We start from the raw sequence: 24,672 nt of genomic DNA, 5'->3' as shown, positions 1-24,672 counted from the left end.
CGGTGGCAATCGACCAGGGTCAGCCGGCGGCGGGCCTCAGGCGGCGCTGGCCGGCGCCGCCTGGAGCGCCTGTTTCAGCATCGACTTCAGCGCCCGGCGTCCGTTCGCGTTGCTGCCGCGCCAGGCCTGCAAAGCCAGCTCCAGGAACTGCGATTCGGCGGGCGACAGCCCGGGCGTGTCGTGCTCGTCGTCCAGCCAGCCGCGCGGCAGGCCGCAGGCGGCCTCGATCTGCCGCGCCAGCTTGTCGCCGATCGGGCGGCTCGACTTGATCTGGCTCCACATGCTGGGGCTGACCTGCAGGGCCCGCGCAAACGCCTGCTCCAGGCCCTTGGGCGGCTCGCCGGCGCGCATGCGGCCTTCGGCGAACTGCTGGAACAGCGCCAGTGCGTTCTGGCGGCGGGCGAGGGTGATGTTGGGCACGGCGGGCGTGGCGCGAGTGGTGACGGGGCGCGAGGCGAAGATTCTCGCATCGGCGTGGAGGCTGGTGTGAAGACTCTTTACGGAACAGCCTCTGGCAGGCCACCGCCAGCGGTGTCTTGATGCGTTCTTGATGCCACGCGGGCCAGTCTTGCGGCCAACTTGACACCGTGCTTCGTACGATCCCTCCCACTGTGACGAGGAGGTCTCATGGATCTGATCTATCTGTGCCTGGCGACAGCTTTCTGGTTCGTCGTGTTCGGGCTGGCCAAGGGCTGCGCGCACCTGATGCACGCACGCAAGCCGTCATGAGCGCGCTGACCGTGATCGCCGCCGTGCTGGCGGCCGGGCTGTTCGTCTACCTCGTTGCCGCGCTGCTGCGGCCGGAGGACTTTTCCTGATGACCGCGTCCTCCTGGAGCCTGCTGGTCGCCTATCTCGTGGTGCTGGCGCTGATCGCCTGGCCACTGGCCACGTGGATCGACAAGGTGATGGCCGGCCGCTTCGAGCTCGGCAAGAAGATCGAGGCGCCGCTGTATCGGCTGGCCGGCGTCAAGCCCGAGCATGAATCGGGCTGGCTGCGCTACACGATCGGCCTGCTGATCTTCAACGGGCTGGGCGTGCTGGCGGTCTATGCGCTGCAGCGCCTGCAAGGCATGCTCCCGTTCAACCCGCAGGGCATGGGCCCGGTGACGCCCGACTCGTCGTTCAACACGGCGATCAGCTTCGTCACCAACACCAACTGGCAGGGCTACGGCGGCGAGACGACGATGAGCAACCTGACCCAGATGCTGGGCCTGGCGGTGCAGAACTTCCTCTCGGCCGCCACCGGCATCGTCGTCGTCATCGCGCTGGTGCGCGGCTTCGCGCGCCACAGCGCCTCGGCCATCGGCAACGTCTGGGCCGACCTGACCCGGGCGACGCTGTGGATCCTGCTGCCGATCTCGTTCGTCTTCGCGCTGGTGCTGGTCCAGCAGGGCGCGATCCAGAGCCTGGGCGCCTACGTCGAGGCCAGGACCGTCGAGACGCAGGCCTGGCAGGAGCCCAGGCTCGGCGCCGACGGCCAGGCGCTGAAGGACGGCCAGGGCCAGCCGGTGATGGAGGACAAGCGCGGCGACACGCAGACGCTGGCGATGGCCCCGCTGGCCTCGCAGCTCGCGATCAAGATGGTCGGCACCAACGGTGGCGGCATTCTGAACGCCAACTCGGCGCATCCGTACGAGAACCCGACGCCACTGGCGAACTTCCTGCAGATGCTCGGCATCTTCGCGATCCCGGCCGCGCTGTGCTTCGTCTTCGGCCGCATGGTCGGCGACCAGCGCCAAGGCCTCGCGGTGATCGCCGCGATGGCGGTCATGTTCGTCGTGATGGCGATGGCCGCGATGAGCTTCGAGCAGCAGGGCAACCCGGTGCTGGCCTCGCTCGGTGCCGACCAGGCGGCGAGCGCCACCCAGCCGGGCGGCAACATGGAAGGCAAGGAGGCCCGCTTCGGCATCGGCGCCACGGGCCTGTTCGCGGCCATCACCACCGCCGCTTCCTGCGGTGCGGTCAACGGCATGCACGACTCGTTCACGCCGCTCGGTGGCGCGGTGCCGCTGGTGCTGATCCAACTCGGCGAGGTGGTGTTCGGCGGCGTCGGCGCCGGCCTGTACGGCATGCTGGTGTTCGCGATCATGGCCGTCTTCATCGCCGGCCTGATGATCGGCCGCACGCCCGAGTACCTGGGCAAGAAGATCGAGGCCTACGAGATGAAGATGGTCTCGATCGCCATCCTCGTGACACCGCTGCTGGTGCTCGTGGGTACAGCGATCGCGGTGATGAGCGCGGACGGCCGGGCGACCATCTTCAACCCCGGGGCGCATGGCTTCAGCGAGGTGTTGTACGCGCTGTCCTCGGCCGCCAACAACAACGGCAGCGCCTTCGGCGGCCTGGGGGCCAACACGCCCTTCTACAACGTGCTGCTCGCCATCGCGATGTGGTTCGGCCGCTTCGGCGTGATCGTGCCCGTGCTGGCCATCGCCGGCTCGCTGGCGGCGAAGAAGCGCCTGGCTGTCACCGCGGGCACGCTGCCCACCCACGGCCCGCTGTTCATCACGCTGCTGATCGGCACCGTGCTGCTGGTCGGCCTGCTGAACTACGTTCCCGCGCTGGCGCTGGGCCCGGTGGTCGAGCACCTGATGCTCTGGAAGTGATCACATGAGCAAGAAGACACTCCCCCTGTTCGACCCGATGCTGGTGCGCCCGGCGCTGGTCGATTCGTTCAAGAAGCTGGATCCGCGCGTCCAGTGGCGCAACCCGGTGATGTTCGTGGTTTTCGTCGGCAGCGCGTTCACCACGCTGCTGGCGGCGCAGCAACCCGGCGGCTTCACGATCGGCGTCGCGCTGTGGCTGTGGTTCACCGTGCTGTTCGCCAACTTCGCCGAGGCGCTGGCGGAAGGGCGCAGCAAGGCCCAAGCGGCCTCGCTGCGCGGGCTCAAGAAGAAGACCTGGGCCAAGAAGCTCGAGGGCGCGTTCACGGCCGGCGTCTCGCGCACCACGATGAAGTGGCACCCGACCGAGGCCGACAGCCTGCGCAAGGGCGACATCGTTCTGATCGAGGCGGGTGACGTCGTTCCCGCCGACGGCGAGGTGGTCGAGGGCGTCGCCTCGGTCGACGAGAGCGCGATCACCGGCGAATCGGCGCCGGTGATCCGCGAGTCCGGCGGCGACTTCTCGGCCGTGACTGGCGGCACGCGCGTGCTGTCGGACTGGGTCATCGCCCGTGTCACGGTCAACCCCGGCGAGACCTTCGTCGACCGGATGATCGCGATGGTCGAGAACGCCAAGCGCCAGAAGACGCCGAACGAGATCGCGCTGACCATCCTGCTGGTGGCGCTGACCATCGTCTTCCTCGGCGTGGTCGTCACCTTGCTGCCGTTCTCGCAGTTCAGCGTCGAGGCCACGGGTGCCGGCCAGCCGGTCAGCCTGCTGGTGCTGATCGCGCTGCTGGTGTGCCTGATCCCGACCACGATCGCCGGCCTGCTGTCGGCCATCGGCGTGGCCGGCATGAGCCGCATGATGCAGGCCAACGTGATCGCGACCTCGGGCCGTGCGGTCGAGGCCGCCGGCGATGTCGACGTGCTGCTGCTGGACAAGACCGGCACCATCACGCTGGGCAACCGCCAGGCCTCGGCCTTCCTGCCCGCGCCGGGCGTGAAGGAGGCCGAGCTCGCCGACGCGGCTCAGCTTGCTTCGCTGGCCGACGAGACGCCCGAGGGGCGCAGCATCGTCGTGCTGGCCAAGCAGAAGTTCAAGCTGCGCGAGCGCGATGTCGCGGCGCTCGGCGCTCACTTCGTGCACTTCACGGCGCAGACCCGCATGAGCGGGGTGGATCTGCAAGACGGGACCCACCCGGGGCGCCAGGTGCGCAAGGGCGCGGCCGATGCGGTGCGCAAGCACGTCGAGGCGCTGGGCGGCAGCTTCCCGCTCGCGCTGCAGACGCAGGTCGACGACGTGGCCCGCCGCGGCAGCACACCGCTGGTGGTCTGCGACGGCACGGGGCGCGAAGGCGGCCCCTGGCAGGTCCGTGTGCTGGGCGTGATCGAGCTGAAGGACATCGTCAAGGGCGGCATCAAGGAGCGCTTCGCCGAGCTGCGCCGCATGGGCATCAAGACGGTGATGGTGACCGGCGACAACCGGCTGACCGCTGCGGCGATCGCGGCCGAGGCCGGCGTCGACGATTTCCTCGCCGAGGCCACGCCCGAGGCCAAGCTGAAGCTGATCCGCGAGCATCAGGGCGCAGGCCGGCTGGTCGCGATGACCGGCGACGGCACCAACGACGCGCCGGCACTGGCCCAGGCCGACGTGGCGGTGGCGATGAACACCGGCACGCAGGCGGCGAAAGAGGCCGGCAACATGGTCGACCTCGATTCGAACCCCACCAAGCTGATCGAGATCGTCGAGACCGGCAAGCAGATGCTGATGACGCGCGGCTCGCTGACCACCTTCTCGATCGCCAACGACATCGCCAAGTACTTCGCGATCATCCCGGCGGCCTTCGTCACCACTTACCCGCAGCTCGAGGCGCTGAACGTGATGCGGCTGGCGAGCCCGAGCTCGGCCATCCTGTCGGCGGTGATCTTCAACGCGCTGATCATCGTCGCGCTGATCCCCCTGGCGCTCAAGGGCGTGCCCTACCGCGCGGTCGGTGCCGCGCTGCTGCTGCGGCGCAATCTGCTGATCTACGGCCTCGGCGGCGTCATCGTGCCCTTCATCGGCATCAAGCTGATCGACTGGCTGCTGGTCGCCCTTGGCCTGAGCTGAAGCGACAACGGAGTCACACCATGCAAGTTCAAGCCACCCACCTGGAAGCCCAACCGGCCGAGGGCCTGCTGCGGCCCGCGCTGACGCTGTTCATCGCGCTGTCGCTCCTGACCGGCCTGGCCTACCCGCTGTTGACCACCGGCGTGGCCCAGGCGGTCTTTCCCGAGCAGGCCAACGGCAGCCTGGTGAAGGATGCCAGCGGCCGCGTCGTCGGCTCGACGCTGATCGGCCAGGCATTCAGCGCCCCCGGGCACTTCTGGAGCCGGCCCTCGGCCACCGGCCCGATGGCCTACAACGGTGGTGCCTCGACCGGCAGCAACCTGGGCCCGAGCAACCCGGCGCTGCACGACGCGGTCAAGGCCAGGATCGAGGCCCTGCGCGCCGCCGACCCGGGCAACACGGCGGCGGTGCCGGTGGACCTCGTCACGGCCTCGGGCAGCGGGCTGGACCCGCACATCAGCCGCGCCGCGGCCGATTACCAGGCTGCCCGCGTGGCCCGTGCCCGTGGCCTGCCCGATGCCGACGTGCGCGCGCTGATCGAGCAACACAGCGAACCGGCCTGGCTGGGCTTTCTCGGCACGCCCCGCGTCAACGTGTTGAAGCTGAACCTCGCGCTGGACGCGCTGCCGGCGAGGCCCCGGTAGGCCAGGGGGCGTGCGAAGATTGAACACCAAGTCCCGCACCCCGCCATGCTGATCAACTGTGTCGCCTATGAAGATGGCCGCAAGCTTGCCGATCTGAGCGCCGAGGAGATCAGCGACTACCTCGGGCGCCCGGGCTGCTTCGTCTGGGTCGCGCTGCGCGATGCCACCGACGACGAGCTGGCGCAGATGCAGGTCGAGTTCGGCTTGCACGATCTGGCGGTCGAGGACGCGCGCCATGGCCACCAGCGGCCCAAGCTGGAAGAGTTCGGCGGCACGCTGTTCCTCGTGATGCAGCTGCTCGAGGTCGAGCGCGGCGAGCTGCATGTGGGTGAGGTCGATGTCTTCGTCGGCGCGAACTTCGTTCTGTCGGTACGCAACCGCAGCGCCCAACACTTCCTTGGCGTGCGCGAGCGCTGCGAGCGCGAGCCGCACCTGCTGCGCCATGGCGCGGGTTTCGTCTTCTATGCGCTGATGGACGCGGTGGTCGACCGCTACTTCCCGTTGCTCGATGCGATCGAGACCGACCTGGACGAGATCGAGACGCAGATCTTCGACCGTGGTGCGGCGCGCTGGAACATCGAGCGCCTGTATGCGCTCAAGCGCCGCGCGACCGTGCTTCGCCATGCGGTGGCGCCGTTGCTCGAGGTGGCTTCGAAGCTGCACGGCGGCCGCGTGCCCGCCGTGTGCGTGTCGACCCAGGAGTACTTCCGCGACGTGCACGACCACCTCGTGCGCATCAACGGCTCGATCGACGCGATCCGCGACACCATCGGCACGGCGATCCAGGTCAACCTGTCGATGGTGACGATCGAGGAGAGCGAAACCACCAAGCGGCTGGCGGCCTGGGCGGCGATCTTTGCCGTCTCCACTGCGCTGGCCGGCATCTGGGGCATGAACTTCGAGGGCATGCCCGAGCTGAAGTGGCACTACGGCTACCCGATGGCGCTGGGCCTGATCGCCGGTGCCGCCGGGCTGCTGTGGTGGCGCTTCCGCCGCGCCGGCTGGCTATGACCGACCAGCGCCCCGACCCCGACGCCCTGCTGCAACGTGTGCAGGCCGAGGAGGCACGCGCCCGGCGCGGCAAGCTGAAGATCTTCTTCGGTGCCTCGGCCGGTGTCGGCAAGACCTACGCGATGCTGCTCGCCGCGCGCGCGGCGAAGGCCCAGGGGGCGGCGTTGATCGTCGGCCTGGTCGAGACGCATGGCCGCAGCGACACCGAGGCGATGCTGCGCGACCTGCCGCTGCTGCCGCGCAAGGCGGTGCCCTACCGCGAGCGCACGCTGCAGGAGTTCGACCTCGACGCTGCGCTGGCCTGGGCCGCCGGCCACGCCGGTGCGCTGGTGCTGCTCGACGAGCTGGCGCACAGCAATGCGCCGGGCTCGCGCCACCCCAAGCGCTGGCAGGACGTCGAGGAGCTGCTCGACGCCGGCATCGACGTCTGGTCGACGATGAACGTGCAGCACCTGGAGAGCCTGAACGACATCGTCAGCGGCATCACCGGCATCCGCGTCTGGGAGACGGTGCCCGACCGGATCTTCGACGAGGCCGACGAGGTCGTCGTGGTCGACCTGCCGCCCGACGAGCTGCTGCAGCGCCTGGCGGCTGGCAAGGTCTACATCGCGCACCAGGCGGAGCGTGCGACGAAGAACTTCTTCCGCAAGGGCAATTTGCTCGCCCTGCGCGAGTTGGCGCTGCGCCGCACCGCCGACCGCGTCGACGACGAGATGCAGGCCTACCGGCGCCAGAGTGCGGTCGCACCCGTGTGGCCGAACCGCGAGGCGCTGCTGGCCTGCGTGGGCCCGGGCGAGCACGGCGAGAAGGTGGTGCGCAGCTGCGCCCGCCTGGCCGCGCAGCTCGATGTGAGCTGGCACGCGGTGCACGTCGAGACGCCGGCACTGCAGCGCGTGGGCGAGGCCGAGCGCCAGCATGTGCTGCGGGTGCTCAAGCTCGCGCAGGAGCTGGGCGCGACCACCGCGACGCTGGCTGCGCCCGACGCGGCGCCGGCGCTCGTGCGCTACGCGCGCGAGCACAACCTCGCGCGGCTGGTGGTGGGCCGGCGCGAGCGGCCGCTGCGCTGGCCTTGGCAGCGGTCGCTGGCCGACATGGTGGCCACGCAGGCGGGCGACCTGGACGTGTTGCAGGTCGCCTTGCCGCCGGCGGGTGCGGCAAGGCCGGGCCCGGCCGCCGAGCCGCCGCCCGCGCTGGCCGCCGGCGCCTGGCGCGGCTACGCGGCGGCGCTGGCAGTCTGCTCGGCGATCGCCCTGGCCGCCACGCCCTTGCTGGGCGTGCTGGAGCTGACCAACATCGTGATGCTGTTCCTGCTCGCGGTGATCGGCGTCGCGCTGCTGTGGGGGCGCGGGCCGGCGGTGGCGGCGGCGTTCTTCGGCGTCGCGCTGTTCGACTTCTTCTTCGTCCCGCCGCGCTTCACCTTCGCCGTCAGCGACGCGCAGTACCTGGTCACGTTTGCCGTGATGCTGGTGGTTGCGCTGGTCGTCGGCCAGCTCACCGCCGGGCTGAAGGTGCAGGCCGAAGCGGCCACGCAGCGCGAGCATCGGGTGCGGGGCCTGTACGAGATGTCGCGCGATCTCTCCGGCGCCCTGGTGAGCGATCAGGTGGCCGAAATCGGCGCGCGTTTCCTCGAGGCCGAGTTCGGCACCAAGAGCGCGTTGCTGGTGGCCGATGGGCAGGACCGCCTGCAGCCGGCCGCCGGCGGTACGGCGGCGGTCGACATGGGCGTCGCGCAATGGGCCTACGACCGCGGCGAGGCTGCCGGGCGCGGCACCGATACGCTGCCCGCCAGCGCCTGCCTGGTGCTGCCGCTGAAGGCACCGATGCGGCTGCGCGGCGTGCTCGCGATCGAGCCGGCCGACCCGCGCCTGTGGGGCCCCGAGCAGCGCCGCGTGCTCGACACCTGCGCCTCGCTGATGGCAATCTCGCTCGAGCGCATCCACTACATCGAGGTGGCGCAGACGACGACCGTGCAGATGGAGTCCGAGCGGCTGCGCAATTCGCTGCTGTCGGCCATCTCGCACGACCTGCGCACGCCGCTGGCGGCGATGGTCGGGCTGGCCGATTCGCTCGCGCTGACACGCCCGGCGCTGGCCGGGCCGCAACAGGAGATCGCCCAGGCGATGCGCCAGTCGGCACTGCGCATGAATGCGCTGGTGGCCAACCTGCTCGACATGGCGCGGCTCGAATCCGGCGCGGTGCAGCTGAACCGGCAATGGCAGCCGCTGGAGGAGGTGGTGGGCAGCGCGCTGGCGGCGGTGGCACCGGCCCTCGCGGGCCGGCCGGTGCACGTGGCGCTCGCCGACGACCTGCCGCTGCTGCACCTCGATGCGGCGCTGATCGAGCGGGTGCTGGTCAACCTGCTCGAGAACGCCGCCAAGTACACGCCGCCCGGCTCGGCCATCGAGATCAGCGCGAGAGCCGACGCGGACGAGGTCATCGTCGACGTCGACGACCATGGCCCGGGCCTGCCGCGCGGGCGCGAGGAGGCGATCTTCGAGAAGTTCGAACGCGGGCGCAAGGAGAGCGCCACGCCCGGCGTGGGCCTCGGGCTGGCCATCTGCCGCGCCATCCTGCAGGCCCATGGCGGCACGATCCGCGGCCAGACGCGGCCGGGTGGCCCGGCGGGTGGGGGAGCGCGCTTCACCATCACGCTGCCGCGCGGCGAGCCGCCCAGCGATGTCGGGGCCGACCAGGCGCTGGCGCTGCCCGCAGCGAGCCCGGAGGACTGGCGGTGAGCGCGGCCCCCGCACGCGTGCTGGTCGTCGAGGACGAGGCCGACATCCGCCGCTTCGTTCGGCTGGCGCTCGAATCCGAAGGCCTGGAGGTGTTCGAGGCCGATGGCGTCAAGCGGGCGCTGATCGACGCCGGCACCCGCCGGCCCGAGCTCGTCGTGCTCGACCTCGGCCTGCCCGATGGCGACGGTGTCGACTTCATCCGGGATCTGCGTGGCTGGTCGGCGATGCCGGTCATCGTGCTGTCGGCGCGCTCGAGCGAGGCCGACAAGATCACGGCGCTCGATGCCGGTGCCGACGACTACCTCGTCAAGCCCTTCGGCGCCGGCGAGCTGCTGGCCCGCGTGCGCGCGCAGCTGCGCCGGCATGCACGGCAGACGCCCGCCGGCGAGCCGGTTGTCGCGTTCGGCGAAGTTCGCATCGACCTGGCGCGCCGCGTCGTCGAGCGCGCCGGCTTGGCCGTGCACCTGACGCCGATCGAATACCGCCTGCTGACCCATCTGGCGGCCCAGCCGGACCGCGTGATCACGCACCGCCAGCTGCTCCAGGCCGTCTGGGGGCCCGGCCACGCCGAGGACACCCACTACGTCCGGGTGCACATGGCCAACCTGCGCAAGAAGATCGAGGCCGACCCGTCGATGCCGCGCCACCTCGTCACCGAGGCGGGGATCGGCTATCGTTTCAGACTGTGAGCCCCCACGCCCCCTTCCGGGGGCTGCCCCCCGAGGGGGCTTCTGCAGCGGACCGGCAAAGCCGGATCCGCGCAGACGACTTGGTGGGGCGGCGCTGCGCGCGCCCGATGGGGTGCACACTGACAGAAGGAGGCGCGGATGCAACGTTGGACGCCTCGGGTCACTGACCTGGCCGGTGGGCTGCAGGTGCGGCGGGCCCTGCCCGTGGCCGCGCGCCGATCGGTCGGGCCGTTCGTCTTCTTCGACCACTTCGGACCGGTGTCGCTGCCGGCCGAGGCCGACACCGATGTCGGCCCGCACCCGCACATCGGCCTGGCCACCGTCACCTACCTGTTCGAAGGCGGCTTCCTGCACCGCGACAGCCTCGGCACGGTGCAGGAGATCACCCCCGGCGCCGTGAACTGGATGACCGCCGGCCGCGGCATCGTGCACAGCGAGCGCACGCCCGAGGCCCAGCGTGGCCGGCCGCGCCGGCTGCACGGGCTGCAGCTGTGGGTCGCGCTGCCGCCGGACGCGGAGCAGGGCGAGCCGGCCTTCCAGCATGTGCCGGCCGAGGCGATACCGCAGCTGGACATCGATGGCGCGACGGTGCGGCTGCTGCTCGGCGAGGGCTTCGGCCTGGCGTCGCCGGTGCGCGCCGCGTCGCCGATGCTGTACCTCGACATCGCGCTGCCGGCCGGTGTGCCGTGGACGCTGCCGCGGCTGGCCGATGAGATGGCGATCTACAGCCCCGAGGAGTGCATCGAGCTCAAGGGCGAGGTGCTGCCCGCCGGCGAGATGGCGGTCGTGCTGGGGCCCGACGGGGCCGTGCTGCGCTCGGCCCTGCCGACGCGGGTGGTCGTGATCGGCGGCGCGCCGCTGGATCCGCCGCGCGTGATGTGGTGGAACTTCGTCGCCAGCGACCGCGCGCTGATCGAACGCGCGGCCGAGCGCTGGGCCGCCGGCGGCTTCGAGGCGATCCCCGGCGAGACCGGCGGCCTGCTGATGCCGCCGCGGCCCTTGCATCCCGGTGTATGAGGCCCCCACGCTCCCTCCGGTCGCTGCCCCCCGAGGGGGCTCGCGCAGCGGACCGGCAAAGCCGGATCCGCGCACGCCACTTGAAGGGCGGCGGCTCCTTCGGAACGCCTTGCTTGGTGGGTGGCGTCACGCGCGCCGCGGCGCTGAGTGTGCTGTGTGCCGGCGCGCTTGTGCAGGCGGGCGAGGTCATCGAGCTGTACTACTTCGAGCGGCCGCCGTACGTGATGAGGCGACCCGGCAGCGAGGACGTGGTCGGCCTGACCGCGACGCCGGCCGCCCAGGCCTTCAAGGGCGCGGGCATCGCGTTCCGCTGGGTGCAGCTGCCGACCGTGCGCCAGCTGGTGACGCTGAAGGACAGCCCGACACCGGCCTGCGCGGTCGGCTGGTTCCGCAACGCCGAGCGCGACCAGCAGTTCAAGTTCACCAAGCCGATCTACCGCGATCGGCCGACCGTCGCGCTGGCCCGCGCCGATTTCACGCCGCCCGCGGCGACCCTGGCCGAGACGCTGCGCCACCCGGGCCTCGCCGTGCTGGTGAAGGACGGTTTTTCCTACGGCCCGCTGATCGACGGCATGCTCGCGCAGATCCGCCCGGCGCGGGTGGTGACCAGCGCCGAGACGCAGGCGATGGCGCGCATGGTCGCGGCGCAACGCGCCCACCTGATGTTCGCGGCCGAAGAGGAGGCCACCTACCTCGCCGAGCAGACCGACGGGCCGGCCGCCGGGCTGAAGGTCGTTCACTTCACCGACCTGCCGCCCGGCGAACGGCGTCACATCCTGTGCAGCAAGGCGGTGCCGGACGAGGTGATCGAGCGCCTGAACAAGGCGATCACGGTCGAGGTGCCGTGAGCCTCACTCGACCGTCGCCACGCGCGCGGGGCCCGGCCGCTGCTCCTGGCGCAGGCCGGCGATGTCGCGCATCGGTGGCGCGCCGAACTGGCGGCTGTATTCGCGGCTGAACTGCGACGGGCTCTCGTAGCCGACCCGGAACGCGGCGGTCGAGGCGTCCAGCCGTTCGGCCAGCATCAGGCGCCGCGCCTCGTTCAGGCGCAGCCACTTCTGGTACTGCAGCGGGCTCATCGCCGTCAGCGCGCGGAAGTGGTGGTGGAAGGTCGAGGTGCTCATGCGCACCTGGCTCGCCAGCTCGTCGATGCGCAGCGGCTGCGCGAAATGGGCCTTGAGCCAGTCGATCGCCCGCCCGATCTGGTGGCTCTGGCTGCCCACCGAGCCCATCTGCCGCAGCCGGTCGCCCTGGTCGCTGACCAGCAGCCGGTAGAGGATCTCGCGCTGCACCAGCGGTGCCACGGCCGGGATGGCCTCCGGCTCGTCCAGCAGCTCGACCAGGCGCTGGAAGGCACTCAGCAGCGGCCAGGTGACGCGGCCGGTGGCCATCGCGCGCTCGGCCGTCTGCGCGCGTGGCGGCGGCACCTGGCCGTCCACCATCAGCCGGGCGATCTCGTGCACGTCGATCGCCAGGAACAGCGACAGGTAGGGCTTGTCGGGGCTGGCCTCGAGGATCTGCGCGACGGTCGGCAGGTTCAGCGAGGTGATCAGCACATCGTTGACGCCGTACAGGAACGTGTCGGCGCCCAGCAGCACCCGCTTGCTGCCTTGCACGATCAGCGCGACCCCGGGCTCGTAGACGCCGCAGACGGGGCCCGACGCGGCGGTGCTGCGAAACATCGCCAGCGCCGGCAGCGCGGCCGGGCGGTGCATCTCGCCATCGGGCGCCCGGCGGCGAATGACCTCGGCAACCACCCGGCGCGCCGTCTCCATGCGCCCGGCATCCGGGTCGGGCTCGTTCACTCGCTGCAGCATGGCCGTTCTCCTGGGTCAGGCGGTGAATGCTAGCGAAGCGGCAACCGCTTGTTGCCCTTGGCTCGCCATGACCGGACGATCAGGCAAACAACTCGCAGCATCAGGCTAACGGCGACCGGGGCCCCTGACTGACACTCGCCGCCATGGAAAACCTCGACGTGACGGTGCTGCGCCACCTGCGCGACTGGCGTGCCGCCGGGCGCCGCGCGCTGCTGGCCACCGTGGTGCGCACCTGGGGCTCGTCGCCGCGCCCGGTGGGCTCGATCCTGGCCCTGCGCGAGGATGGCGCCGTGGTCGGCTCGGTCTCCGGCGGCTGCATCGAAGACGACTTGATCCACCGGGCCGCCGAGGCCTGGCCGGCGGGCCCGCCGGCTTTCGTCAGTTATGGCGTCAGCGCCGACGAGGCGCACCGTTTCGGCCTGCCGTGCGGCGGCACGCTGGAGCTGCTGCTCGAGCACGAGCCCGACGCCGCCGGCCTGGCCGAGCTCGTGCGCATGCTCGATGAAGGCCGGCTGGTGCGCCGCCACGTTCGCCTGGCCGACGGCCGGGTGAGGCTGGCCGCAGCCGATGCGCCCGAGGAACTGCGCGTCGACCTGGGTGCCGACGGTGGTGAGCTGGCCAACACCTTCGGCCCCGCTTACCGCCTGCTGCTGATCGGCGCCGGCCAGCTCGCCGAGGTGCTGGCGTCGACGGCCATCGCCTGCGGTTTCGCCGTCACGGTGTGCGACCCGCGCGAGGAATACCGCGGCGCCTGGAACGTGCCGGGTGCGACGCTGGTCACCGACATGCCCGACGACGCGGTGCGCGCCTTCCGTCCCGACCGCCGCAGCGGCGTGGTCGCGCTGACGCACGATCCCAAGCTCGATGACCTCGCGCTGCTCGAGGCGCTGGACAGCGAGGCCTTCTACGTCGGCGCGATCGGCAGCCGGCGCAACCAGAGCGCCCGCCGAGCGCGCCTGGCCGAGCATTTCGGCCTTGATCGGCCGGCGCTGGAGCGCCTGCGCGGCCCGATCGGCCTGTACATCGGCAGCAAGACGCCGCCCGAGATCGCCATCAGCGTGCTGGCCGAGATCCTCGCGCTGAAGAACGGCGTGGCGCTGCCGGCGGTGATGGGCGTGGCCGAGGCCAAGAACCGGCGCGCCGCCCCGATGCAACAACCCGAGCTGCAGGCCGCCGCCTGTTGCTAACGCTTCAAATGTCATGACCAAGGAGGACACTGCATGACCACCCTGAACGTCAACGGCCGCGAGCAGCAGCTCGATGTCGACCCCACGACCCCGGTGCTCTGGGCCCTGCGCGACACGCTGGGCCTGACCGGCACCAAGTTCGGCTGCGGCGCGGCGCAGTGCGGTGCCTGCACGGTGCACATGAACGGCAAGGCCATCCGCTCCTGCGTGACGCCGATCTCGGGCGCGGCCGGCCAGAAGATCACCACCATCGAGGCGGTCACCGACGGCCACGACAAGGTCGGCCAGGCCGTGCACGCGGCCTGGGTCAAGCACGACGTGGCGCAGTGCGGCTACTGCCAGAGCGGCCAGATCATGTCGGCCACCGCTTTCCTCAAGTCCCTGCCCAAGGGCAAGCGGCCGACCGAAGCCGAGATCGACGCCGCGATGGCCGGCAACATCTGCCGCTGCGGCACCTATGCCCGCATCCGCGCCGCGGTGAGCGACGCCGCCAAGGCCCTGGCCTGAAGGAGCCTCCATGCACTTCGAACAAGACTTCGCCCACGAACTGCCCAAGGCGCTGCAGGCCATGCTTTCACGCGATGCGGGGCAGACGCCGGGCATCGCCCGGCGAAGCTTCCTCAAGCTCGGTGCCGCCAGCGGCTTCGCGCTCGGTGCGTTCCCGCTGGCCGCGCTGGCGCAGGATGGCGCCGCGGCCAAGCCGGCCGGCCTGAAGCCCACGCAGCAGCCCTCGGCCTTCGTCCACATTGCCCGCGACGGCATCGTGACCGTCACGATCAACCGGCTCGATTTCGGCCAGGGCGTGCAGACCGCGCTGCCGATGATCCTGGCCGAGGAACTGGATGCCGACTGGTCCAAGGTCCGCAGCCAGCATGGCAGCAACGACCCGGCCTACGTCGACCCGGTCTTCGGCATGCACATCACCGGCGGCTCGGGCTCGATTGCCCACAGCTACACCCAGTACCGCGAGCTCGGCGCCCGCGCGCGGGCCATGCTGGTGGCCGCGGCCGCGGCGCGCTGGCAGGCCGATGCCGCCACGCTGCGCACGCGCAACGGTGCGGTCATCGGCCCGGGCGGCAAGCAGCTCGGCTACGGCGAGCTGGCCGAGGCCGCGATGGCGCTGCCGGTGCCTTCGGACGTGACGCTGAAGAACCCGAAGGACTTCCGCCTGATCGGCCACGCGACCACGCGGCTGGACGCGAAGGCCAAGAGCAGCGGCCAGCAAGGCTACGGCATCGACGTGCACCTGCCCGGCCAGCTGACCGCGGTGGTCGCGCGCCCGCCGGTGTTCGGCGCGAAGCTCAAGAGCGTGGACGACGGCGCGGCCAAGGCGGTCAAGGGTGTCAAGGCGGTGCTGCGCGTCCCGGTGGACCGCGGCGGCGAGGGCGTGGCGATCGTCGCCGACGGCTACTGGCCTGCCAAGCAGGCCCGCGAGGCGCTGAAGCTCGAATGGGACACGGCCGGCGTCGAGCGCGTCGACAGCGCGCGCCAGCTCGATCAGTACCGCGCGCTGGCCAAGCAACCGGGCCCGCGCAAGTTCGACGCCGACGTGTCGGCGCTGGCGGATCAGGCCAGGTCGCCGCACCGCATCGAGGCCGAGTTCGTCTTCCCCTACCTGGCGCATGCGCCGATGGAGCCCTTGAACTGCACGGTGCAGCTGCAGGGCGACCGCGCCGAGCTGTGGATGGGCTCGCAGATGCCCGGGCTGGACGGCATGGCCGCGAGCAAGGTGCTCGGCGTGCCGCCGCAGAACGTGAAGGTCAACGTGCAGATGGCCGGCGGCGGCTTCGGCCGGCGCGCGATTGCGACCAGCGACTACGTCGTCGAGGCGTGTGCGGTCGCCAAGGCGGCCAAGGGGGCCGGCATCGACGCGCCGATCCGCACGCTGTGGAGTCGCGAGGACGACATCCAGGGCGGCTACTACCGCCCGATGCACCTGCACACCGCGCGCATCGGTTTCGATGCCGAGGGCCGCGTCGCCGCGTGGGACCACGTGATCGTCGGGCAATCGATCCTCGCCGGCACGCCCTTCGAGCCGATGATGGTCAAGGACGGCATCGACGCCACCGCGGTCGAGGGCATGAAGGAGCCCTACGAGCTGCCGATGCGGCTGACGGTGCAGCACCCCAAGCTCAACGTGCCGGTGCTGTGGTGGCGCAGCGTGGGCTCGACCCACACCGCCTTCGTGATGGAGACGCTGGTCGACGAGATCGCCCGCACGACCAGGCAGGATCCGGTGGCCTACCGCCTGAAGCTGATCGGCGAGAACCATCCGCGCCACCGCGCCGCGCTGCAGCTCGCGGTCGACAAGAGCGGCTACGGCAAGAAGAAGCTGCCGGCTGGCCAGGCCTGGGGCGTGGCGGTGCACGAGTCCTTCAACTCGGTGGTCGCCTACGTCGTCGAGGCGTCGGTGAAGGACGGCAAGCCGGTGCTGCACCGGGTGACGGCCGGCGTGCACTGCAACTTCGTCGTCAACCCGCGCACGGTCGAGGCGCAGGTGCAGGGCGCGGCGCTGATGGGCCTGTCGATGTGCCTGCCCGGCGCCGCGATCACGTTGAAGGACGGCGTGGTCGAGCAGCGCAACTTCGGCGACTTCCCCGTGCCGCGCATCACCGACATGCCGCAGATCGCCGTCTACACCGTGCCCAGCGCCGACGCACCGACCGGCATGGGCGAGCCGGGCCTGCCGCCGCTGGCCCCGGCGTTTGCCAACGCGATCGCGGCGCTGACCGGCAAGCCGCTGCGCGAGCTGCCGTTCAAGCTGGCCTGAGGGCGCGCCGGCATTCGGGCTCCGGGCGCCGCCGGCTTGTGTTCGGCGGCGCCCGCCCCCATATGATGGGCTTCCCCGTACGAGGAAAGCTCGCGTGAAACGAATCCTGTTGTCGCTGTTCGTGGCCCTGGCCGGCCTGAGTTTCGTGGCCGCCGATGCCGAGGCTGCACGCCTGGGCGGGGGCCGCACCTCGGGCATGAGGCGGCAAGCGCCCGCCCCCCAGCCGACGCAAGCCGCGCCGGCCCAGCCGGCGGCCACGCCCGGCACCGCGGCGGCCGGCACGGCGGCCGCGCCGATGACCCCGCCGCGGCGCTCGTGGATGGGCCCCATCGCCGGCCTGGCGGCTGGCCTCGGCCTGGCCGCGCTGGCGAGCCACCTGGGCATGGGGGCCGAGTTCGGCAATGTGCTGACGATGGTCTTGCTGGCCGGGGTGGCCGTGTTCGCCGTGCGCTTCCTGCTGCGGCGTCTCAGCCCCGCCACGGCGAACCGCGGCCCCCGGTTGGCGCCGGCGGGCATGCCCCATGCCGGCACCGCCACGCCGCAGCGCCAGGCCCCCACCTACGGCACGGGCAGCGCCACCGCGGGGGTGGCCGGGGCGAGCCTGGCTGCGACATCGGCGGTCGCGCTGGGCCGCCTGCCGCCCGGCTTCGACGCGCCCGCCTTCGAACGCATCGCCAAGCTGATCTTCATCCGCATGCAGGCCGCCAACGATGCCGGCAACCTGGAGGACCTGCGCCAGTTCGCCACGCCCGAAATGTTCGCCACCTTCCGGCTCGACCTGCAAGACCGCCACGATGCCACCCAGCAGACCGACGTGGTGCAGCTCGACGCCCAGGTGATCGACTTTGCCGAGGAAGGCGAGCGCCAGATCGTCAGCGTGCGCTTCCACGGCCTGGTGCGCGAAGAGCTCGGTGCTCCGGCGGCGCCGTTCGACGAGGTCTGGCACCTCGTGAAGCCCACCGACGGCAGCCGCGAATGGGCCATCGCCGGGATCGCGCAGAGCACCACGGCCTGACGGCCCACCGCGCCCGCGCGAGGCAGGCGAGGGAGATGACAGGACGGAGCTGACCCATGTGGAAGCAAGCCGCCTTGCGCTGGTGGCGCATCACCCTCGACGCCGGCCGCCTCTGGCTGGACAGCAACGCCTTCAGCCACGCGGGCTCGCTGGCCTTCTACACACTGTTCTCGCTGGCACCGACCGTCATCATCGCCGTGGCGGTCATCGGCATCGTGCTGGGCGAGGAGGCGGCCCAGGGGCAGATCGTCGCCCAGCTGCAGGATGTGATGGGCCACCCCGCGGCGGTGGCGGTGGAGCAGGCCGTCGCCCGCTCGCGCATCCGCGAGTCGGGCCTGCTGCCGACGGTGCTCGGCATCGGCGCGCTGCTGATGGGGGCCACCACCGTCTTCGCGCAGATCCAGTATTCGCTGAACACCATCTGGGGCGTCGCGGCGCGGCCGGACCGCGGCAGCGTCCGGACCTTCATCCGCAACCGCCTGCTGTCGCTGACCGTCGTGCTGTCGATCGGCTTCGTGCTGCTCGTCTCGCTGCTGCTCGGCGTCGTGCTGCGCGCCGCGCTGCAGTTCACCCACCAGTTCGTGCCGGCGGTGGCAGCGCTGCTCAGCGGCACTGAGCTGGTGGTGTCGCTGGTGGTGGTGGCGCTGCTGTTCGGCGCCATCTTCAAGGTGCTGCCCGACGTGGTGCTGCGCTGGCGCGACGTGGCCCTGGGCGCGCTCGTCACGGCCGTGATGTTCTCGATCGGCCGCTACGCCATCGCGGCCTACCTCGCCTACACCGCGACGGCCTCGACCTACGGCGCCGCCGGCTCGGTGGTGCTGGTGCTGCTGTGGGTCTACTACTCGTCGCTGATCCTGCTGTTCGGGGCGGCCTTCACGCGGACCTGCCTGCAGGCGAGCGGGCTGGCGGTGGTGCCGCGCAACTCGGCGGTGCTGGTTCATCGCGAGCTCGTGGTCGAACGCCCGGGGCCGGCCGGGCGCTGAGCCCTTGGTCAGGGGCGGCACTGGAGGTCTGGGGGCATGCGGGGACTCTGCACCGACTCCGCGCCGATGCGGCGCTCAGGTCCCGAGTGGAGGAGCCTTCACCAGCACATGAGTCGCGTTCGATTCCTCCTCGATCGCACGGTCGAATCGGTCGAGGCCGACAGCGTTGAGCACGCGCTTGTAGTGTGCAACGACGGTCGGATCGAGCGCCGCGAGTCGTTGGCACGCAGCCATCGAGACTTCGTCCAGTTGATTGGTCGGTACCGCCCGGTGGGCCAGTCCCCAGTCGACAGCCTGACGTGCACTGAACTCCTCGCCCAACAGCATCATGGCCTTGGCCCGCGACAGTCCGGCGATGGCTGGCAGAGTAGCCATGAGACCACCGGTCACGAAGACGCCGATCGACGCTTCGGGCAGCTTGAACCTCGCATCGTCTGCAGCCACCACCACATCGGCGTCCATCGTCCACTCGAACCCTGCGCCCACGGTCCAGCCGTGCACGGCCGCCACCACGGGCTTGGGGTGGCGCACGATGGCCACGGCAACGCCCTGGACCAGTTCGAGATCCCGCTCGGTGGGCGGCGCGCTGATATCGCGCCCCGCGCAAAAGGCCCGCCCATTGCCACGCAGGCGGATCACACGCACCTCTGGGTTGTTGGCTGCTGCCTGTAGTTCTTCGAGCAATGCGACTGCCAAGGCGTTGTCGATCGCGTTGAGCTTCGCGGGGCGGTTCAGCGTCAACGTCAAGACGCCTTTGCCGAGCGTCGAAAGCAGTGTCGGTTCCACCATGCACTCAGGGTAGCAAAACGCTGTCAAGCCGGCTCGGCGACAGTGCTCGCGCGCGGGCCGGGGATGCTTCGCGTGGATGCGCAAAGTCCGACAGGTCAGCCAGCGCTTCGCCGGCGCGAAGTGGCCCTGGTCGCCTGTCGCGGCCGAAACGACTCGAGGATGGCATCCCGGCTCACGGCAAGGATTTCATCGGCCAGAGGTGAATCGTCCGGGCAAGCCCGCGACATGACGAGGGCGCCCACCGCGTGCGTCAACACGTCGAGAACCTTGGCTCGCGCCTGCGCGGCGTCCGCTGCAGTCGACGTGCCGCTCTGCTGGCTCAGCGTTTCCACCAGCTTTTCGACGCCGTCGGCAAAGGCGACCCGGACCGACTCTGGTTGCCGTGCGGCATCCCCGCCGAGCGCAGCCATCGTGCAACCGGTGGCGCGATGGTCCCGGTGCCCACGCGAGAGGTAGTGGCGGACGAACGTCGAGGCGTCCACCCCTTCGGACAGCGCCTTGGTCTGCGCGATGCCGCACGCCGTCGACTCCGCCATCAGGTCGGCCTTGGAGCCGAAGTGCTTGTAGAAGCCGCCATGGGTGAAGCCCGCTGCCGCCATCAGATCGGCAACGCCGACCCCATCGAACCCGTGCTCGCGAAACAGCTGGGAGGCCGTCTCGATGACGTGAGCTCGATTGGCCTGCGCTTGTGCCTTGGTGACCTTCATATCTGCAACTATACATTGATGATACTCATCATCAAAGTCTTGACTTTTAAGATTATGACCATCATCATTGAGTCATTCGACTCGCCAAGCCCCGGCGAGAAGCACACACCGAAGCAATGCGAGCCCCCATGAAAGCACTCACCTTCAAACGCTATGGCAAGTCTCCCGAGATCGGGTTCGCCGACGTCCCACGCCCCACGATCAAGGCCGATGAACTGCTGGTCCAGGTCCACGCGGCGAGCGTGAACCCGATCGACAACATGATTCCGACCGGGCTCTTCAAGGCCGTCGTGAAGTTCCAGCTTCCTGCCACGCTGGGCAGCGATCTGGCCGGCGTGGTGATCGAGGTCGGCAACCGGGTGACCCGCTTCAAGCCGGGCGATGCGGTCTTCGCCAACATCTTCGACCGGGGCACGGGCTCGATCGCCGAGTTCGCGGTCGTGCCCGAGAGCGATGCCGCACTGAAGCCGGCCAACCTGGACTTCGTGCAGGCAGCATCGATCCCGATGGTCGGACTGACCTCGTGGCAGGCGCTGAAAGAGCGCATCGGTCTGCGCTCGGGGCAGAAGGTGTTCATCCCGGCAGGCTCCGGCGGTATCGGCACTTTCGCGATCCAGTTGGCCAAGTGGTTGGGAGCCGAGGTGGGCACGACCACCAGCACCGGCAATGTCGAACTGGTCCGCAGCCTGGGCGCCGACAAGGTGGTTGACTACAAGAGGCAGGAGTTCGAGGCCGTGCTGCGTGGCTACGACGCGGCGCTGGGCACCGTCAGGGGTGACTCGATCGAGAAGTCCATCGGCATCCTGAAGGCACACGGCAAGATCGTCTCGCTGGTCGGGCCACTGGACGTCGCGTTCGCTCGCGCTCGCCGGCTCAATCTCGTCCTGACGGTCGTATTCGCGCTGATGAGCCGCAAGATCATGCGCCTGGCAAAGAAGCAGGACGTCGACTACTCGTTCCTCTTTGCGCGCCCCGACGGCGATCAACTCGCCCAGATCGGCAATCTGCTCGAGACGCAGCGCATCCGGCCCGTGATCGACAAGGTGTTCCCCTTCGAGCAGGCCAAGCAAGCACTGGAATACCTCGCCCAGGGCCGCTCCAAGGGCAAGGTCGTCGTGCAGATGCGATAGCTGCCATCGACACGCAGACGGGCGGCGCGCCCGCGCCGGTGCCCACCCACTTCCTCACCCACTTTGGAGAACGCAATGAAGATCGAGAACGCCGTGGCGCTTGTCACGGGCGCGAACCGTGGCATCGGCCTCGCATTCGCAAATGAACTGCTCGCGCGGGGTGCCCGCAAGGTCTATGCGGCTGCACGCGACCCCGCCGCCATCACCCAACGTGGGGTTCACGCCCTGCGGCTGGACGTCAACAAGGCGGAGGAGGTGGCCGCCGCCGCAGCGCTGGCATCGGACGTGACGCTGGTCATCAACAACGCCGGCATCGCCCAGCCCGGCGGGTTTCTCGCCGCAGACAGCGAAGACGTCGCGCGGCGCATCTTCGAGACCAACTTCTTCGGCATATTGCGGATCAGCAAGGCCTTCGCGCCGATCCTCAAGAGCCACGGTGGAGGCGGCTTCCTCAACGTCTTGTCGGTTGCCTCCTGGGTCAGCGGCGGTGGGCTGGCGGCGTACTCGGCGAGCAAATCCGCCGCCTGGTCGCTCACCAATGCGCTGCGCGCCGAACTGGCAGAGCAGGCGACGCATGTGCTGGCGCTGCACATGGGCTACGTCGACACCGATCTCACGCGTGGGTTCGATGTACCGAAGTCCAGCCCCGAAGCGATCGTCAAGCGGGCACTGGACGGACTCGAAGCGGGCCTCGACGAAGTGCTGGCCGACGAACTCACCGAGCAGGTCAAGCACGGGTTGACGGCGGCGCGGCCCAGCTACCTTCCCCAGCAGGCGTGAACCTGCTTCAACGGAGCACAGCATGCGCAACCTCATCCATCGAGTCGCCCTGACATTGGCCTTGACCTCGTTGTTCACTTCAGCGCCAGCGCAGTCGCGTGACGCTTCACCGGACAGTGCCCAGGCCAATCAAGCGAAGGTGTCCCAAGCACCAGGCTTCAGCTGGATCACAGTGCCGACACAGACCCTGTCCGCCGGTGGCGTCGCCTTCGCCTACCGAGAGCTCGGCAAGCAGCATGGCGGCACCCCCGTTGTCTTCCTGAACCACTTGGCCGCCGTGCTGGACAACTGGGACCCTCGCGTCGTCGACGGCATCGCGGACAGGCACCACGTGATCGTGTTCGACAACCGAGGTGTCGGTGCGTCCACCGGAACGCCCTCGAACTCAATCGAACAGATGGCGGTCGACGCCATCAGCTTCATCAAAGCGACGGGTTTCAGGCAGGTCGACCTGTTCGGCTTCTCGATGGGCGGAATGATCGCGCAGGAAATCGTGCTGAAGGAACCGCAGCTCGTGCGCAAGATGATTCTGGCCGGCACTGGTCCGGCTGGCGGAGAAGGCATCAGCGCCGTGGCTGGCGTTGCGAACTACGATTTGCTCCGGGGCTTGCTCACAGGCCAGGATCCGAAGCAGTACCTGTTCTTCACCCGCACACCCAACGGCATCCAGGCGGGCAAGGCGTTCCTGGCGCGATTGGAGGAGCGTTCGCAGAACCGTGACAAGGAGATCGCCGTGGGCGCCTACGTGGCGCAGCTCCAGGCGCTCAGTGCTTGGGGCCGGAAGAAACCCGCTGACCTCTCCGTCGTCAAGCAGCCCGTCCTGATCGTCAACGGCGACGACGACAGGATGGTCCCGACACCGAATTCGCACGATCTCGCGCGTCGGCTTCCGAACAGCACCCTGGTCATCTACCCCGATGCCGGCCATGGCGGCCTGTTCCAAAACCACGCTGAGCTCGTGCCCGAGGCACTCGAGTTCCTCGCGCGCTAGGGCTGGGAAACTGTCGTGCTCGCAAGCGATGAACAGCCTCTGGCAGAGACGGCAAGACTTCCAACGCCGCGGTCCGATCAGGGGCGAAATGACCGCCACCAGACCTGTCGTGGCGCCCTTGCCGTGAGCGAGGTCAATGTGCGATAGCGGCCCGGGCTCAACATCCGGCTGGACGCATCGGTGTGGCCATCTGCTACGACAGCAGCCTGCGTGAGGTATGGGATCGGATGCTCGGCGACGGGCCCGACCTGCTGCTGTTCCCGATGTCGGCGCCGTCACCCGTCGAGCGCCTCCTGTACGGGCGACGCAGGAACTTCACCGGTCGTTCGCTGCAGATTTGCCAGATCATCAGACAAGATCGCATGGGCGGCGCTTGCTCGCGAAGCTCCAAGGGTCGAGTCCATCGTCGACCCTTCATGTGTTGAGACTTGCGCGGGGCCGCACAAGAAGCCGAGGGGGCTGCCAACGAACGCGAGCTTCTACGTCAACAGGTTCATGTTCACGGCGAACTCAATGCCCGTGACCAGCCACGCTGGCGGCTCGCTGGTGGTGGTGTGACGCGAACCCTCGCGCACTCGTGCAGTGCGAAACGGCCCTCAGCAATTCGTTGAGCCAGTGGCCTGGGTTGTTCGCTATCGTCGCGCGCGACGGACTCCAACGGGAGGGGAAGCATGCGAAAGGGTTTGTGGAGGCGGACGTGCGCACGCGTCGTTGGCGCGGCCACGCTGGCGGCGACGATGCTCTTGGGTGCTTGCGGCGGCGGCGGGGGTGGCGAGGGCGGCGGCAACGAGCCGCCGCCGACGGAATACGGCCGCGTGTCCGCGGTGGTGGGAGAAACCTACCACTGGACGCCGGAATTCACGATGATCAGTGGCCGCACGTTCAGCAAGGTCTGGCGGGATGAAGTGACGTCGGTGCAGCCCGATGGCGCCTATGTGGAGGAACACACCGTCGTCGACTACTCGAGCGAGCCCATCAGCCGCAACACCTATGACAGCGCAGGGCGCCAGCTGACCTACGAGTTCGACTGGACGAGCAGCTTTCCGGACATCTGCACGTATACGCCGGCTTACGAGGCCTTCAAGTACCCGCTGCACATCGGAAAGACTTGGACGAGCGACGTGATTTCCGCATGCAGCTCGAACAACAAGGAGCGCCTCGTCGAGACGCGGACGGTGGAGGCGCTGGAGCGCATCACCGTTCCCGCGGGGACATTTGACACCCTTCGCATTCGAATCGAAGCGTCGTATTCAGATGCCGGTACTGGGTGGCCTCCTTCGACGCCGTACACATCGGTGTCGACCTGCTGGTGGTCCATTCAGCTGGGCCGTGTTGTCAAGTGCGACACCAACTATCAATACCCGCAAGACTCACCGACCTCCAACGTCAGCCATTCTTCGCAGGCGCTGATCTCGTATAGCCGGTGACGGGTCGGCGAACGTGTTGCGCTGCGTCAGGAGGCAACGTGCACCAACGCGCACCTCACGCCACCGGGTCGCCGCGCAAGATGAATTGGCGCCGATCGCCGAGCGCGACGCGGATCGCCATCTGGCCGAGTCCATTGATCGAAACGGGATTCAATGCGAAGTCGACCACGGTGGCGCCGAAGACGGTGTCGCCGAGGCCGAGGAGCCTGTGCCGGATCGGATCTGTGCCCGTATAGAGGCCGAGTCGTCCGCCTGCGGGCGT

The 24,672-nt window shown here is 69.5% G+C and carries 23 protein-coding genes; 18 read left to right on the top strand and 5 right to left on the bottom strand.

Going from position 1 to position 24,672, the window contains the following annotated elements:
* Positions 1-36: 36 nt before the first annotated feature.
* Positions 37-420 carry a hypothetical protein gene (locus tag VJ693_RS07565; RefSeq protein WP_324152951.1) on the bottom strand — a complete coding sequence of 128 codons (384 nt, stop codon included), beginning with the start codon at positions 418-420 and terminating at the stop codon, positions 37-39.
* A gap of 305 nt (positions 421-725) precedes the next feature.
* Here VJ693_RS07565 and kdpF point away from each other — a divergent pair, with 305 nt between their 5' ends.
* The 9 genes from kdpF to VJ693_RS07520 all read left to right on the top strand — a co-directional run bounded on the left by kdpF (position 726) and on the right by VJ693_RS07520 (position 11,662).
* Complete coding sequence (gene kdpF / locus VJ693_RS07560; protein ID WP_324152949.1) at positions 726-818, top strand: K(+)-transporting ATPase subunit F; 93 nt, start codon at positions 726-728, stop codon at positions 816-818.
* The gene (gene kdpA / locus VJ693_RS07555) at positions 818-2,608 is read left to right on the top strand and encodes a potassium-transporting ATPase subunit KdpA (protein WP_324152947.1); all 1,791 of its coding nucleotides are present in this window, start codon (positions 818-820) and stop codon (positions 2,606-2,608) included. The genes kdpF and kdpA overlap by 1 nt, the downstream gene beginning before the upstream one ends.
* 4 nt (positions 2,609-2,612) lie before the next feature.
* Positions 2,613-4,718 (top strand): potassium-transporting ATPase subunit KdpB, encoded by a 2,106-nt coding sequence (kdpB, locus tag VJ693_RS07550; RefSeq protein WP_324152945.1) that lies wholly within the window; start codon positions 2,613-2,615, stop codon positions 4,716-4,718.
* Between the two features lie 20 nt (positions 4,719-4,738).
* Complete coding sequence (gene kdpC / locus VJ693_RS07545) at positions 4,739-5,362, top strand: potassium-transporting ATPase subunit KdpC (protein ID WP_324152944.1); 624 nt, start codon at positions 4,739-4,741, stop codon at positions 5,360-5,362.
* A 45-nt stretch (positions 5,363-5,407) separates the two neighbouring features.
* On the top strand, positions 5,408-6,373 hold the full coding sequence (locus VJ693_RS07540; RefSeq protein ID WP_324152942.1) for a magnesium and cobalt transport protein CorA: 966 nt from the start codon (positions 5,408-5,410) through the stop codon (positions 6,371-6,373).
* The gene (locus VJ693_RS07535) at positions 6,370-9,108 is read left to right on the top strand and encodes a DUF4118 domain-containing protein (RefSeq protein ID WP_324152940.1); all 2,739 of its coding nucleotides are present in this window, start codon (positions 6,370-6,372) and stop codon (positions 9,106-9,108) included. The genes VJ693_RS07540 and VJ693_RS07535 overlap by 4 nt, the downstream gene beginning before the upstream one ends.
* Positions 9,105-9,797 carry a two-component system response regulator KdpE gene (gene kdpE, locus VJ693_RS07530; protein ID WP_324152938.1) on the top strand — a complete coding sequence of 231 codons (693 nt, stop codon included), beginning with the start codon at positions 9,105-9,107 and terminating at the stop codon, positions 9,795-9,797. Before VJ693_RS07535 ends, kdpE begins: the two co-directional genes overlap by 4 nt.
* Before the next feature lie 138 nt (positions 9,798-9,935).
* Complete coding sequence (locus VJ693_RS07525) at positions 9,936-10,814, top strand: pirin family protein (RefSeq protein ID WP_324152937.1); 879 nt, start codon at positions 9,936-9,938, stop codon at positions 10,812-10,814.
* Positions 10,815-10,930: 116 nt separating this feature from the next.
* Positions 10,931-11,662: a transporter substrate-binding domain-containing protein gene (locus VJ693_RS07520; protein WP_324152936.1), complete on the top strand. Its 732-nt coding sequence runs from the start codon at positions 10,931-10,933 to the stop codon at positions 11,660-11,662.
* Between the two features lie 3 nt (positions 11,663-11,665).
* On the opposite strand, the gene VJ693_RS07515 is transcribed toward VJ693_RS07520, so the two are convergent.
* Positions 11,666-12,631 carry an AraC family transcriptional regulator gene (locus tag VJ693_RS07515; protein ID WP_324152935.1) on the bottom strand — a complete coding sequence of 322 codons (966 nt, stop codon included), beginning with the start codon at positions 12,629-12,631 and terminating at the stop codon, positions 11,666-11,668.
* A gap of 143 nt (positions 12,632-12,774) precedes the next feature.
* Between VJ693_RS07515 and VJ693_RS07510 the strand changes: the two genes are divergently transcribed.
* The 5 genes from VJ693_RS07510 to VJ693_RS07490 all read left to right on the top strand — a co-directional run bounded on the left by VJ693_RS07510 (position 12,775) and on the right by VJ693_RS07490 (position 18,586).
* Positions 12,775-13,818: an XdhC family protein gene (locus tag VJ693_RS07510; protein WP_324152934.1), complete on the top strand. Its 1,044-nt coding sequence runs from the start codon at positions 12,775-12,777 to the stop codon at positions 13,816-13,818.
* A 33-nt stretch (positions 13,819-13,851) separates the two neighbouring features.
* Entirely contained in the window at positions 13,852-14,325 is a 474-nt protein-coding gene (locus tag VJ693_RS07505) for a (2Fe-2S)-binding protein (protein ID WP_324152932.1), read from the top strand.
* 10 nt (positions 14,326-14,335) lie between these two features.
* The gene (locus VJ693_RS07500) at positions 14,336-16,588 is read left to right on the top strand and encodes a xanthine dehydrogenase family protein molybdopterin-binding subunit (protein ID WP_324152930.1); all 2,253 of its coding nucleotides are present in this window, start codon (positions 14,336-14,338) and stop codon (positions 16,586-16,588) included.
* A gap of 94 nt (positions 16,589-16,682) precedes the next feature.
* Positions 16,683-17,603, top strand: coding sequence for a Tim44-like domain-containing protein (locus VJ693_RS07495; protein WP_324152928.1), 921 nt, complete (start codon positions 16,683-16,685; stop codon positions 17,601-17,603).
* Between the two features lie 56 nt (positions 17,604-17,659).
* Positions 17,660-18,586 carry a YihY/virulence factor BrkB family protein gene (locus VJ693_RS07490; RefSeq protein ID WP_324152926.1) on the top strand — a complete coding sequence of 309 codons (927 nt, stop codon included), beginning with the start codon at positions 17,660-17,662 and terminating at the stop codon, positions 18,584-18,586.
* A gap of 75 nt (positions 18,587-18,661) precedes the next feature.
* Here VJ693_RS07490 and VJ693_RS07485 read toward each other — a convergent pair whose 3' ends face one another.
* Positions 18,662-19,375 carry an enoyl-CoA hydratase/isomerase family protein gene (locus VJ693_RS07485; protein ID WP_324152925.1) on the bottom strand — a complete coding sequence of 238 codons (714 nt, stop codon included), beginning with the start codon at positions 19,373-19,375 and terminating at the stop codon, positions 18,662-18,664.
* 95 nt (positions 19,376-19,470) lie between these two features.
* Positions 19,471-20,082, bottom strand: a complete 612-nt coding sequence (locus VJ693_RS07480; RefSeq protein WP_324152924.1) for a TetR/AcrR family transcriptional regulator — start codon at positions 20,080-20,082, stop codon at positions 19,471-19,473.
* A gap of 128 nt (positions 20,083-20,210) precedes the next feature.
* Here VJ693_RS07480 and VJ693_RS07475 point away from each other — a divergent pair, with 128 nt between their 5' ends.
* The 4 genes from VJ693_RS07475 to VJ693_RS07460 all read left to right on the top strand — a co-directional run bounded on the left by VJ693_RS07475 (position 20,211) and on the right by VJ693_RS07460 (position 24,410).
* A complete protein-coding gene (locus VJ693_RS07475; protein WP_324152922.1) occupies positions 20,211-21,212 on the top strand; it encodes an NADP-dependent oxidoreductase in 1,002 nt (333 codons plus the stop codon).
* A gap of 75 nt (positions 21,213-21,287) precedes the next feature.
* A complete protein-coding gene (locus VJ693_RS07470; protein ID WP_324152921.1) occupies positions 21,288-21,992 on the top strand; it encodes an SDR family oxidoreductase in 705 nt (234 codons plus the stop codon).
* Between the two features lie 22 nt (positions 21,993-22,014).
* Positions 22,015-22,983 (top strand): alpha/beta hydrolase, encoded by a 969-nt coding sequence (locus VJ693_RS07465; protein ID WP_324152919.1) that lies wholly within the window; start codon positions 22,015-22,017, stop codon positions 22,981-22,983.
* 671 nt (positions 22,984-23,654) lie between these two features.
* Positions 23,655-24,410, top strand: a complete 756-nt coding sequence (locus tag VJ693_RS07460; protein WP_324152917.1) for a hypothetical protein — start codon at positions 23,655-23,657, stop codon at positions 24,408-24,410.
* Between the two features lie 55 nt (positions 24,411-24,465).
* Here VJ693_RS07460 and VJ693_RS07455 read toward each other — a convergent pair.
* A partial coding sequence (locus VJ693_RS07455) for a hypothetical protein (protein WP_324152915.1) occupies positions 24,466-24,672 on the bottom strand: 207 nt, incomplete at its 5' end.

It is taken from the genome of Ideonella sp. (genome assembly GCF_035254525.1).
Classification (GTDB): Bacteria; Pseudomonadota; Gammaproteobacteria; order Burkholderiales; family Burkholderiaceae_C; genus Ideonella.
The sequence above is the reverse complement of the archived record's forward strand: the minus strand, read 5'-3'. Positions and strand labels throughout refer to the sequence as shown.